At 63.5% G+C, this 12789-nt stretch carries 8 protein-coding genes, 1 tRNA gene and 3 rRNA genes; 2 read left to right on the top strand and 10 right to left on the bottom strand.

Annotated elements, in window-relative coordinates; translation table 11 throughout:
- Positions 1-34 precede the first annotated feature (34 nt).
- From OHN74_RS32160 to thyX, 8 genes are all read right to left on the bottom strand, one after another.
- Positions 35-110 (bottom strand) — tRNA-Thr (locus OHN74_RS32160).
- 82 nt (positions 111-192) lie between these two features.
- Entirely contained in the window at positions 193-855 is a 663-nt protein-coding gene (locus OHN74_RS32155) for a DegT/DnrJ/EryC1/StrS family aminotransferase (protein ID WP_327700353.1), read from the bottom strand.
- Positions 856-969: 114 nt separating this feature from the next.
- A 5S ribosomal RNA gene (gene rrf, locus OHN74_RS32150) occupies positions 970-1086 on the bottom strand.
- 95 nt (positions 1087-1181) lie between these two features.
- Positions 1182-4305, bottom strand: a 23S ribosomal RNA gene (locus tag OHN74_RS32145).
- 322 nt (positions 4306-4627) lie between these two features.
- Positions 4628-6153: ribosomal RNA gene (locus OHN74_RS32140) — 16S ribosomal RNA — on the bottom strand.
- The 16S, 23S and 5S rRNA genes sit together here, the layout of an rRNA operon.
- 517 nt (positions 6154-6670) lie before the next feature.
- Complete coding sequence (locus OHN74_RS32135) at positions 6671-8356, bottom strand: ribonuclease J (RefSeq protein WP_327698059.1); 1686 nt, start codon at positions 8354-8356, stop codon at positions 6671-6673.
- Positions 8357-8484: 128 nt separating this feature from the next.
- A complete protein-coding gene (gene dapA, locus OHN74_RS32130) occupies positions 8485-9384 on the bottom strand; it encodes a 4-hydroxy-tetrahydrodipicolinate synthase (RefSeq protein WP_327698058.1) in 900 nt (299 codons plus the stop codon).
- Positions 9385-9601: 217 nt separating this feature from the next.
- Positions 9602-10342, bottom strand: coding sequence for an FAD-dependent thymidylate synthase (gene thyX, locus OHN74_RS32125; protein WP_327698057.1), 741 nt, complete (start codon positions 10340-10342; stop codon positions 9602-9604).
- A 172-nt stretch (positions 10343-10514) separates the two neighbouring features.
- On the opposite strand from thyX, the gene OHN74_RS32120 reads away from it, so the two are divergent.
- Together OHN74_RS32120 and OHN74_RS32115 are read left to right on the top strand one after the other, a co-directional pair.
- A complete protein-coding gene (locus OHN74_RS32120; protein WP_327698056.1) occupies positions 10515-10754 on the top strand; it encodes a hypothetical protein in 240 nt (79 codons plus the stop codon).
- A 128-nt stretch (positions 10755-10882) separates the two neighbouring features.
- Positions 10883-11440, top strand: a complete 558-nt coding sequence (locus OHN74_RS32115) for a hypothetical protein (RefSeq protein WP_327698055.1) — start codon at positions 10883-10885, stop codon at positions 11438-11440.
- A gap of 104 nt (positions 11441-11544) precedes the next feature.
- On the opposite strand, the gene OHN74_RS32110 is transcribed toward OHN74_RS32115, so the two are convergent.
- A complete protein-coding gene (locus OHN74_RS32110) occupies positions 11545-12003 on the bottom strand; it encodes a hypothetical protein (protein ID WP_327698054.1) in 459 nt (152 codons plus the stop codon).
- Between the two features lie 8 nt (positions 12004-12011).
- Positions 12012-12764: a 4-hydroxy-tetrahydrodipicolinate reductase gene (gene dapB / locus OHN74_RS32105; protein WP_327698053.1), complete on the bottom strand. Its 753-nt coding sequence runs from the start codon at positions 12762-12764 to the stop codon at positions 12012-12014.
- Positions 12765-12789: the final 25 nt, after the last annotated feature.

Genomic DNA, 12789 nt, shown 5'->3' with positions numbered 1-12789 from the left:
GAAGGCCCCGCCCAACTGGGCGGGGCCTTCTGTGTGGAGCCCCCCAACGGAATCGAACCGTTGACCTTCTCCTTACCATGGAGACGCTCTGCCGACTGAGCTAGGGGGGCCAGCTGCTTTTCGAGGTCTCCCTCGCGGCAACGAAATAGATCATACCCCGAACAGCCCCGTGCTCCCAACTACGCCGCACCATCAGAACGCAGGCTGCAGCAACCCTCCGAGCGAGTTGCACGCGGAGACGATCCGCTGCATGTCCCGCTTGGTCAACGAGGCGTCCACCGGCAGCGCCAGCGTCTCGTCGACAGCAGACTCGGTCGCGGGCAGCGAGACACAGCAGCGGAACGCGGGCATGCGATGCACCGGCGCCTTCACCGGCACCCGGCAGTCAACTCCCCTGGCCCGCAGGGCCCGAGCGAAGGCATCCCGATCGGGCCGACCGTTACCGGGCACCCGCACGACGTACTGCTGATAGGTGTGCCCGTCGCCGTCATCGGGCGTCCGCACACCCCTCAGCTTCAGATCGAGAAACGCCGCCCGCTGCCGCCGCTGAGCGATCTCGTCGTACGGCGCCTCGGACTCACCGTGCTGCAACACCAGAAGCCCGCGCCGCTGCCCGACCTCGATCAACGTCCCCATGTCGGCCGGCCTCCCGAAGCGGTGTACGACAACTACAGCCGCCGTCCGCGGAGTTATGGCCGCCTCGACACCTGACACGTCCAGGCAGTAGGTCACCGGATCTATGTCGGCGAACACCGGCAGCGCGCCGGCCAGAATCACAGACTCGGCGACTTCCACGTTCCCGAAGGCGGGCACGACGACCTCGTCACCGACTCCGACGCCGGCGGCCCTGAGCATTGCAGCAGTACTCATGCTCTGGATGTTGGGCGCGATACGTGAACGCCAAGTGACGCACAACAAAAAAGGGTTGGATCCCGAACCGAAGTTCTGGATCCAACCCTTTCAATATTTGTTCGGCGGTGTCCTACTCTCCCACAGGGTCCCCCCTGCAGTACCATCGGCGCTGTGAGGCTTAGCTTCCGGGTTCGGAATGTAACCGGGCGTTTCCCTCACGCTATGACCACCGAAACACGGTGAAACACATATCAACCGCACCACACCCGGTGGCCCCGGGCATGGGGTTGTTCGTGGTTTCAGAACCAACACAGTGGACGCGAGCAACTGAGGACAAGCCCTCGGCCTATTAGTACCAGTCACCTCCACCCGTTACCGGGCTTCCAGATCTGGCCTATCAACCCAGTCGTCTACTGGGAGCCTTACCCCATCTAGTGGGTGGGAACACTCATCTCGAAGCAGGCTTCCCGCTTAGATGCTTTCAGCGGTTATCCCTCCCGAACGTAGCCAACCAGCCATGCCCTTGGCAGGACAACTGGCACACCAGAGGTTCGTCCGTCCCGGTCCTCTCGTACTAGGGACAGCCCTTCTCAATGTTCCTGCGCGCGCAGCGGATAGGGACCGAACTGTCTCACGACGTTCTAAACCCAGCTCGCGTACCGCTTTAATGGGCGAACAGCCCAACCCTTGGGACCGACTCCAGCCCCAGGATGCGACGAGCCGACATCGAGGTGCCAAACCATCCCGTCGATATGGACTCTTGGGGAAGATCAGCCTGTTATCCCCGGGGTACCTTTTATCCGTTGAGCGACGGCGCTTCCACAAGCCACCGCCGGATCACTAGTCCCGACTTTCGTCCCTGCTCGACCCGTCGGTCTCACAGTCAAGCTCCCTTGTGCACTTACACTCAACACCTGATTGCCAACCAGGCTGAGGGAACCTTTGGGCGCCTCCGTTACTCTTTAGGAGGCAACCGCCCCAGTTAAACTACCCATCAGACACTGTCCCTGATCCGGATCACGGACCCAGGTTAGACATCCAGCACGACCAGACTGGTATTTCAACGACGACTCCACAAACACTGGCGTGCCCGCTTCAAAGTCTCCCAGCTATCCTACACAAGCCGAACCGAACACCAATATCAAACTATAGTAAAGGTCCCGGGGTCTTTCCGTCCTGCTGCGCGAAACGAGCATCTTTACTCGTAGTGCAATTTCACCGGGCCTATGGTTGAGACAGTCGAGAAGTCGTTACGCCATTCGTGCAGGTCGGAACTTACCCGACAAGGAATTTCGCTACCTTAGGATGGTTATAGTTACCACCGCCGTTTACTGGCGCTTAAGTTCTCAGCTTCGCCACACCGAAATGTGACTAACCGGTCCCCTTAACGTTCCAGCACCGGGCAGGCGTCAGTCCGTATACATCGCCTTACGGCTTCGCACGGACCTGTGTTTTTAGTAAACAGTCGCTTCTCGCTGGTCTCTGCGGCCACCCCCAGCTCGGAGAGCAAGTCTCCTCACCAGTGATGGCCCCCCTTCTCCCGAAGTTACGGGGGCATTTTGCCGAGTTCCTTAACCATAGTTCACCCGAACGCCTCGGTATTCTCTACCTGACCACCTGAGTCGGTTTAGGGTACGGGCCGCCATGAAACTCGCTAGAGGCTTTTCTCGACAGCATAGGATCATCCACTTCACCACAATCGGCTCGGCATCAGGTCTCAGCCCTAATGTGTGACGGATTTACCTATCACACGGCCTACACCCTTACCCCGGGACAACCACCGCCCGGGATGGACTACCTTCCTGCGTCACCCCATCACTCACCTACTGCAGGTCTGGTCCGTCGGCTCCACCACTCCCCCTTGCCCGAAGGCTCCGGGGCGGCTTCACGGACTTAGCATCGCCTGGTTCAATGTTTGACGCTTCACAGCGGGTACCGGAATATCAACCGGTTATCCATCGACTACGCCTGTCGGCCTCGCCTTAGGTCCCGACTTACCCTGGGCAGATCAGCTTGACCCAGGAACCCTTAGTCAATCGGCGCACACGTTTCCCACGTGTGTATCGCTACTCATGCCTGCATTCTCACTCGTGAACCGTCCACCACTAGCTTCCGCTGCAGCTTCACCCGGCACACGACGCTCCCCTACCCATCCCAGCCCCCGTTGGGGGTATGTGCTGGAATGACACGACTTCGGCGGTACGCTTGAGCCCCGCTACATTGTCGGCGCGGAATCACTAGACCAGTGAGCTATTACGCACTCTTTCAAGGGTGGCTGCTTCTAAGCCAACCTCCTGGTTGTCTGTGCGACTCCACATCCTTTCCCACTTAGCGTACGCTTAGGGGCCTTAGTCGATGCTCTGGGCTGTTTCCCTCTCGACCATGGAGCTTATCCCCCACAGTCTCACTGCCGTGCTCTCACTTACCGGCATTCGGAGTTTGGCTAAGGTCAGTAACCCGGTAGGGCCCATCGCCTATCCAGTGCTCTACCTCCGGCAAGAAACACACGACGCTGCACCTAAATGCATTTCGGGGAGAACCAGCTATCACGGAGTTTGATTGGCCTTTCACCCCTAACCACAGGTCATCCCCCAGGTTTTCAACCCTGGTGGGTTCGGTCCTCCACGAAGTCTTACCTCCGCTTCAACCTGCCCATGGCTAGATCACTCCGCTTCGGGTCTTGAGCGCGCTACTAAACCGCCCTATTCGGACTCGCTTTCGCTACGGCTTCCCCACACGGGTTAACCTCGCAACACACCGCAAACTCGCAGGCTCATTCTTCAAAAGGCACGCAGTCACGACTGTATATGCAAGCACATACAGCGACGCTCCCACGGCTTGTAGGCACACGGTTTCAGGTACTATTTCACTCCGCTCCCGCGGTACTTTTCACCATTCCCTCACGGTACTATCCGCTATCGGTCACCAGGGAATATTTAGGCTTAACGGGTGGTCCCGCCAGATTCACACGGGATTTCTCGGGCCCCGTGCTACTTGGGTGTCTCTCAAACGAGCCGTTGATGTTTCGACTACGGGGGTCTTACCCTCTACGCCGGACCTTTCGCATGTCCTTCGCCTACACCAACGGTTTCTGACTCGTCTCACGGCCGGCAGACCATGAAAGAGAGATCCCACAACCCCGTATACGCAACCCCTGCCGGGTCTCACACGCATACGGTTTGGCCTCATCCGGTTTCGCTCGCCACTACTCCCGGAATCACGGTTGTTTTCTCTTCCTGCGGGTACTGAGATGTTTCACTTCCCCGCGTTCCCTCCACACACCCTATGTGTTCAGATGTGGGTGACAGCCCATGACGACTGCCGGGTTTCCCCATTCGGAAACCCCCGGATCAAAGCCTGGTTGACGACTCCCCGGGGACTATCGTGGCCTCCCACGTCCTTCATCGGTTCCTGGTGCCAAGGCATCCACCGTGCGCCCTTAAAAACTTGGCCACAGATGCTCGCGTCCACTGTGCAGTTCTCAAACAACGACCAACCACCCGTCACAACCCACCAAAGCGGATTTTTACCGGGGCCGGCACTGAAGGCGGCTTCACAGCCGTACCCTCAGACACCCAACAGCGTGCCCGACCATGTCCCGCCCGGAGATCATGCTTTCCACGCCCTCTTGCGAGAGCAGTACTTACAAGCCTCCGACCCGTGAACCCGGCCGAATAATCAACGTTCCACCCATGAGCAACCAGCACCGGACATTCGCCGATGTACTGGCCTCTGACCACGACCCCGAAGAGCCCTGGTAAGAAATGCTCCTTAGAAAGGAGGTGATCCAGCCGCACCTTCCGGTACGGCTACCTTGTTACGACTTCGTCCCAATCGCCAGTCCCACCTTCGACAGCTCCCTCCCCGTGAGGGGTTGGGCCACCGGCTTCGGGTGTTACCGACTTTCGTGACGTGACGGGCGGTGTGTACAAGGCCCGGGAACGTATTCACCGCAGCAATGCTGATCTGCGATTACTAGCAACTCCGACTTCATGGGGTCGAGTTGCAGACCCCAATCCGAACTGAGACCGGCTTTTTGAGATTCGCTCCGCCTCACGGCATCGCAGCTCATTGTACCGGCCATTGTAGCACGTGTGCAGCCCAAGACATAAGGGGCATGATGACTTGACGTCGTCCCCACCTTCCTCCGAGTTGACCCCGGCAGTCTCCTGTGAGTCCCCATCACCCCGAAGGGCATGCTGGCAACACAGAACAAGGGTTGCGCTCGTTGCGGGACTTAACCCAACATCTCACGACACGAGCTGACGACAGCCATGCACCACCTGTACACCGACCACAAGGGGGCACCATCTCTGATGCTTTCCGGCGTATGTCAAGCCTTGGTAAGGTTCTTCGCGTTGCGTCGAATTAAGCCACATGCTCCGCTGCTTGTGCGGGCCCCCGTCAATTCCTTTGAGTTTTAGCCTTGCGGCCGTACTCCCCAGGCGGGGAACTTAATGCGTTAGCTGCGGCACCGACGACGTGGAATGTCGCCAACACCTAGTTCCCACCGTTTACGGCGTGGACTACCAGGGTATCTAATCCTGTTCGCTCCCCACGCTTTCGCTCCTCAGCGTCAGTAATGGCCCAGAGATCCGCCTTCGCCACCGGTGTTCCTCCTGATATCTGCGCATTTCACCGCTACACCAGGAATTCCGATCTCCCCTACCACACTCTAGTCTGCCCGTATCGAATGCAGACCCGGGGTTAAGCCCCGGGCTTTCACATCCGACGCGACAGACCGCCTACGAGCTCTTTACGCCCAATAATTCCGGACAACGCTTGCGCCCTACGTATTACCGCGGCTGCTGGCACGTAGTTAGCCGGCGCTTCTTCTGCAGGTACCGTCACTTTCGCTTCTTCCCTGCTGAAAGAGGTTTACAACCCGAAGGCCGTCATCCCTCACGCGGCGTCGCTGCATCAGGCTTTCGCCCATTGTGCAATATTCCCCACTGCTGCCTCCCGTAGGAGTCTGGGCCGTGTCTCAGTCCCAGTGTGGCCGGTCGCCCTCTCAGGCCGGCTACCCGTCGTCGCCTTGGTGAGCCACTACCTCACCAACAAGCTGATAGGCCGCGGGCTCATCCTTCACCGCCGGAGCTTTTAACCCCCACAGATGCCTGCAGGAGTATTATCCGGTATTAGACCCCGTTTCCAGGGCTTGTCCCAGAGTGAAGGGCAGATTGCCCACGTGTTACTCACCCGTTCGCCACTAATCCACCCCGAAAGGCTTCATCGTTCGACTTGCATGTGTTAAGCACGCCGCCAGCGTTCGTCCTGAGCCAGGATCAAACTCTCCGTGAATGTCAACCCGTAATCGGGTCACACCACGAGAGCGGAACAGTCAAGCGGAATAAGCCCGACCGTTCACAGCGTCCTCGCTGTGTTTACTGCTTCAAAGGAACCTCGTCCTCCCGAACGGGAGAGACGGGGTATCAACAAACTTGGCGTTGATTTTTGGCACGCTGTTGAGTTCTCAAGGAACGGACGCTTCCTTCGTACTCACCCTCTCGGGCTTTCCTCCGGGCAGTTTCCCTTCGGTCTTGCGTTTCCGACTCTACCAGACCGTTTCCGTATCCGATTTCCTCGGCGCTTTCCAGGATCCCGCTTTCGCGTTTCCCTTTCCGGCGACTCCGACTTTATCAGAAGTTCTGAGTCGGAATTTCCGCCCCGCTCGGGTTGGTCCCTGGTGCACAGTGGCGTCGGGTTCCCTCGCTGGCGGAGCCGTAAACCTACTGGAGCGGGGCTCCTCGATGCAAATCGAGGAGCCCCGCTCCGGGTTCACGCGTACGAGGGGCAGCTCAGGCGCCCTCTGCGGCCGTCAGACCTCCACGACGACCGGGAGGATCATCGGGCGGCGGCGGTACGTGTCCGACACCCATTTGCCCAGAGTGCGGCGGATGAGCTGCTGCATCTGGTGGGGCTCCACCACCCCGTCCTGTGCCGACCGCTCCAGGACCTCGGCGATTCTCGGGACGACGTCGGTGAAGGCGGAGTCCTCGATGCCCGAGCCGCGGGCCTGGATGTGCGGACCGGCCGTGATCTTGCCCGTGGACGAGTCCATCACCACGAAGACCGAGATGATGCCTTCGTCTCCGAGGATCCTGCGGTCCTTCAGGGCGGGCTCGCCGACATCCCCGACCGAGAGACCGTCGACGTACACGTACCCCGCCTGGACCTTGCCGGAGATCTTCGCCTTGCCCTCGATGAGGTCGACGACCACGCCGTCCTCCGCGATGACGATCCGGTCGTGCGGGACGCCCGTCATGGCGCCCAGTTCGGCGTTGGCCCTCAGGTGGCGCCATTCGCCGTGGACCGGCATCAGGTTGCGCGGCTTGCAGATGTTGTAGAAGTACAGGAGCTCGCCGGCCGAGGCATGGCCGGAGACGTGCACCTTGGCGTTGCCCTTGTGGACCACATGCGCGCCCCAGCGGGTCAGGCCGTTGATCACGCGGTACACCGCGTTCTCGTTGCCGGGGATCAGGGACGAGGCAAGGATCACCGTGTCGCCCTGGACGATCCGGATCTGGTGGTCCCTGTTGGCCATGCGGGACAGCGCGGCCATCGGTTCGCCCTGGGAGCCTGTACACACCAGTACGACCTGGTGGTCCGGGAGGTCGTCCAGCGTCTTGACGTCCACCACCAGGCCCGGCGGGACCTTCAGATAGCCCAGGTCCCGGGCGATGCCCATGTTGCGGACCATAGAGCGGCCGACGAAGGCGACCCTGCGGCCGTACTCGTGGGCCGCGTCCAGGATCTGCTGGATCCGGTGGATGTGACTCGCGAAGCTCGCCACGATGACCCGCTTGCTGGCACCCGCGAAGACCTGGCGCAGCACGTTCGAGATGTCTCGCTCGGGCGGGACGAAGCCCGGAACCTCGGCGTTCGTGGAGTCGGAGAGGAGAAGGTCGATGCCCTCTTCGCTCAGCCGCGCGAAAGCGTGCAGGTCCGTGAGGCGGCCGTCCAGCGGGAGCTGGTCCATCTTGAAGTCGCCGGTGTGGACGACCATGCCCGCGGGGGTGCGGATGGCGACCGCGAGGGCGTCCGGAATGGAGTGGTTGACCGCGATGAACTCGCAGTCGAAGGGGCCGATGCGCTCACGGTTCCCCTCCGTCACCTCAAGGGTGTACGGGCGGATGCGGTGCTCCTGGAGCTTCGCCTCGATGAAGGCGAGGGTCAGCTTGGAGCCGATCAGCGGGATGTCCGGCTTCTCCCGCAGGAGGTAGGGGACGGCACCGATGTGGTCCTCGTGGCCGTGCGTGAGGACGATGCCCTCGATGTCGTCGAGACGGTCCCTGATGGACGTGAAGTCCGGCAGGATCAGGTCGATTCCGGGCTGCTCCTCCTCGGGGAAGAGCACGCCGCAGTCGACGATCAGCAGGCGACCGCCGTACTCGAAGACGGTCATGTTGCGGCCGATCTCGCCGAGGCCGCCCAGCGGGGTGACCCGCAGGCCGCCCTCCGGGAGCTTCGGCGGGGCGCCGAGTTCAGGATGCGGATGACTCAAAAGACTCTCCTCACCACACGCGCCACGTACCGGCAAGGCACGTGGCGCGCATGACGTTCGTGCAAAAGCAGTTGTTGGATGTGGGCTGCGGACAGAGATGTCCCGCTATTCAGTTGTGAAGTCTGGTGTCAGAGCTGTACCCCGCCGGCAGCAAGATCGATCTTGAGCTGGGCGATCTCGTCGGCCGACAGCTCGACCATGGGAGCGCGCAGCGGCCCGGCGGGCAGGCCCTGGAGGGTGAGCGCGGCCTTGGTGGTCATGACGCCCTGGGTACGGAACATGCCCGTGAAGACCGGGAGCAGCTTCTGGTGGATCTCGGTGGCCTTCTGGACGTCCCCGGAGGCGTACGCCTCGACGAGGGTGCGCAGCTCGGGCGTGACGACATGGCCGACGACCGAGACGAAGCCGACCGCGCCCACGGAGAGCAGCGGCAGGTTCAGCATGTCGTCGCCGGAGTACCAGGCGAGGCCGGAGCGGGCGATGGCCCAGCTGGCTCGGCCGAGGTCTCCCTTGGCATCCTTGTTGGCGACGATCCGGGGGTGCTCGGCGAGTCGGACGATCGTCTCGGTGCTGATCGGGACGCCGCTGCGGCCGGGGATGTCGTACAGCATGACCGGGAGTTCGGTGGCGTCGGCGATGGCCGCGAAGTGCCGGTACAGGCCCTCCTGCGGGGGCTTGTTGTAGTACGGCGTCACCGTCAGGAGGCCGTGGGCACCGGTCTTCTCGGCCGCGCGGGCCAGTTCGATGCTGTGGTGGGTGTCGTTGGTGCCGACGCCCGCGATGATGTGGGCCCGCTCGCCGACCGCCTCCAGTACGGCTCGTACGAGATCCGATTTCTCCGCGTCGCTGGTGGTCGGCGACTCGCCGGTGGTGCCGTTGATGACCAGGCCGTCATTGCCTGCGTCCACCAGGTGGGTGGCGAGCCGCTGTGCGCCGTCGAGGTCGAGCGCGCCGTCCGCCGTGAACGGCGTGACCATGGCGGTGAGGACCCGCCCGAAGGGGGTCTGCGGAGTGGAGGTCGGAGCCATGGGTACCACGCTACTCGCTGCTCAGGGCGCGGTCTGCCCCAGGGGTACGGGAAAAGTCATGACAAAGATGGAACCCGGCACTGCCTGCTCGGGGGTTCAAGCAGTGCCGGGTCCGTTTGATCAGGCTAGATGAACCTCACGAAATACCGCAATACGGACACCTCGCGAGGCTGATCCGCACATCTGTGCCCGGTGGCGAAACACGCGTGCGTCTGCTTCACGGCGCCACCCTGCCGTTGGCGTTGAAGGCCGCGTGGGTCAGCGGCATGAGGGTCGCCCACTCCGCCTCCATCTTCTCGCCGACCATCTCGATCTCCCGCTGCGGGAACGACGGCACCTTCGCCAGCTCGTGCTGTGTGCGCAGGCCGAGGAAGTGCATCAGTGAGCGCGCGTTGCAGGTGGCGTACATCGACGAGAACAGGCCGACCGGGAGGACCGCGCGGGCGACCTCACGGGCGACGCCCTGCGCGAGCATCTGCTGGTAGGCACGGTACGCCTGGCGGTACGAGTCCTCCATGGCGTGCTCCACGAGTTCGTGCTGCTCAGGAGTGCCCTCGACGAACACGTACTTGCCCGGTCGCCCCTGCTGGACCAGCTTGCGCGACGTGTCCGGCACATAGAACACGGGCTGCAGCTCCCTGTACCGCCCCGACTCCTCGTTGTACGACCACCCCACGCGGTGTCGCATGAACTCGCGGAAGACGAAGATCGGGGCGCTGATGAAGAACGTCATGGAGTTGTGCTCGAACGGGCTGCCGTGCCGGTCCCGCATGAGGTAGTTGATCAGCCCCGTCGAGCGCTCCGGGTCCTTGCCCAACTCGTCCAGGGACTGCTCCCCGACGGTCGACACACGGGCCGCGAACAGCACGTCGGAGTCGGCCGCGCTGTGTTTGACCAGCTCGACGGTCACCTCGCTGCGCAGGTCGATCTTGAACTCGTCGTCGGGGGTGGGGCTCACGGTCTGAGGGTCCTTTTCGTCTCGGCGATCGGCGACGCCACTCTACGACCCGCCAAACGGGACGTTCACCAACGTCCCAGAGTTAAGTCGGTGAAATCGGGCACCATTTGGGGCGCTCGCTCGTCTGTACAAGCAACAGCGATTCGTTCGATCCCCAAGGAGAAGCACTCCCATGTTCCGTCGGCGCGAGCCCGTTCCGTTCGCCTTCATCGCCGAGGCCGACAGGTTCCGCAGCAACATCGCTCCCCCGCCCCGTGAGCGCGCTTCCGCCGGCGACATAGCCGGGCGTTGGCTCCTGGGACTCACCATCGTCGCCGGGCTCGTGGGCTCCGTGGTTCTCGGGATGCCCGCGCTGTCGGTCGACCGGTCGGCCGGGCACACTCAGCAGTCCGAGGCGGCCGACAGCCGGTGAAGGGCCCTCGGGCTGCGGCCGAATGGCGTGGTCCTGCCCTCCTCTGACCCCCGAGGCTGGTGACCGGGCGGTCGGCTGTATAACCTCACCGGGCACAGCCCGCGCATGGAACTGAGTGAGGACCAGCCGTGCCCCTGCCCTTCCTGACGGCCAGCCGCGCCTCTGACGAGGCCATGGCCGGTCACGCGCTGCCGTTCGACGACCGCGACCGTTGGCGGCGCCCCTACCGGCCCGGCCCCTGGCGGGTGGGTGCGGCGGCGCTCCTGCTGCTGCTCGCCTCGTACGTCCTGTTCGCGGCGGTCATCATCGCGGCCACCGGGGAGTTGTCCGGCGGCGCGGTGTGTCTCGGCGTGGCGCTGGCCGTCATCGCCGTGGCACTGCGTCTGCTGCGCGCCGGCGTGTGGGTGAGTGCGCGCGGGCTGCGCCGGGTGGGGTTCATCGGTACGCGGACGACGCGCTGGGAGAAGGTCGTCGCCGTACGGACGGTGCAGCAGCCGGTGCGCTGGCTCGGTCTGCCGCGCACCGTGCAGGGGCAGGCGTTGCTCCTCGTACGCCGGGATCGGGCCGCGGACGATCTGGCACCGCTGCTGACCACGCACAACGCCGACTTTCTGGGCCGTACGGAGGCGTTCGACCGGGCTGCGGACAGTGTCGAGGCGTGGGCCGCGGAGTTCGGGCGGGGTTAGCACCCGGGCCTGTCACCCGGACTGAACAGCATGGTGGGAGGGGCCGAACCGCAACCGCGGTTCGGCCCCTCCCACCATGCTGGAAACCTGCCGGTATCGGGTGTTCAGGCCGTCTGGGCCGGTGACTTGCCTGCGTGCAGGGCGATCGCGCGTTGCATCGCCTTGCGGGCACGCGGTGTGTCGCGGGCGTCGTGGTAGGCGACGGCGAGGCGGAACCAGTTGCGCCAGTCGTCGGGGGCCGACTCCGTCTCCGCCTTGCGCCTTGCGAAGACCTCGTCGGCCGAGTCACGGTCGACCCGGCCGCTCGGGGTGCGCCTCAGCTCGTCGACGGGCAGGCCGCCCTCGGCTTCGAGTTCGGTGGCGAGGCGGTTGGCGTCGCGGACGAACTGCGTGTTCTTCCAGAGGAACCAGACGCCGATCCCCGGCAGGATCAGGACCGCCACGCCGAAGGTGACGGTCAGGAGCGTGCCGGTCTGTATGAGCATGACCCCGCGGCTGCCGACCAGGACGAAGTAGAAGACCAGGACGGCGGCCGTGAGGGCGTAGGAGAGTTTCGCGCGCATGACGTCCCTCAGCCGAGGTCGAGGAAGTGTTCCAGGCCGAAGGTGAGGCCCGGGGTGTCCACGACGCGGCGCACGCCGAGCAGGATGCCCGGCATGAAGCTGCTGTGGTGGAGCGAGTCGTGGCGGACGGTCAGCGTCTCGCCCTCGCCGCCCAGCAGGACCTCCTGGTGGGCCAGGAGGCCACGCAGGCGTACGGAGTGCACGGGCACCCCGTCCACGTTCGCGCCCCGGGCGCCGTCCAGCGCCGTCACCGTGGCGTCCGGCGCCGGAGCCGAGCCCGCCTTGGCCCGGGCCTCGGCGATGAGCTGCGCCGTACGTGCCGCGGTGCCGCTGGGTGCGTCCACCTTGTTCGGGTGGTGCAACTCGATGACCTCGACCGACTCGAAGTACGGTGCCGCGATCTGCGCGAACTTCATGGTCAGTACGGCCCCGATGGAGAAGTTGGGCGCGATGAGCACGCCCGTCTCGGGGAACTGGGCCAGCCAGCCGGTGAGCTGCGCGAGGCGTTCGTCGGTCCAGCCGGTGGTGCCGACGACCGCGTGGATGCCGTGGCGCACACAGAAGTCGAGGTTGCCCATCACCGAGGCCGGGGTGGTCAGCTCGACCGCGACCTGGGCACCGGTGTCGACGAGCGTCTCCAGCTTGTCGCCCCGGCCGAGGGCGGCGACCAGTTCCATGTCCTCGGCGGCCTCGACCGCCCGTACCGCCTCGGCACCGATACGGCCGTTGGCGCCGAGGACCGCCACGCGCAGCTTGCTCATGTTCTTGCTTCCTTACCGGACGGAT

The organism is Streptomyces sp. NBC_00459 (genome assembly GCF_036013955.1).
Classification (GTDB): Bacteria; Actinomycetota; Actinomycetes; order Streptomycetales; family Streptomycetaceae; genus Streptomyces.
The sequence above is the reverse complement of the archived record's forward strand: the minus strand, read 5'-3'. Positions and strand labels throughout refer to the sequence as shown.

Bases quoted from the DNA above. Each gene is read 5' to 3' on its own strand.
- OHN74_RS32120 (WP_327698056.1), top strand. From the start codon at position 10,515: ATGTTCCGTCGGCGCGAGCCCGTTCCGTTCGCCTTCATCGCCGAGGCC.
- OHN74_RS32110 (WP_327698054.1), bottom strand. From the start codon at position 12,003: ATGCGCGCGAAACTCTCCTACGCCCTCACGGCCGCCGTCCTGGTCTTC.
- dapB (WP_327698053.1), bottom strand. From the start codon at position 12,764: ATGAGCAAGCTGCGCGTGGCGGTCCTCGGCGCCAACGGCCGTATCGGT.
- dapA (WP_327698058.1), bottom strand. From the start codon at position 9,384: ATGGCTCCGACCTCCACTCCGCAGACCCCCTTCGGGCGGGTCCTCACC.
- OHN74_RS32155 (WP_327700353.1), bottom strand. From the start codon at position 855: ATGCTCAGGGCCGCCGGCGTCGGAGTCGGTGACGAGGTCGTCGTGCCC.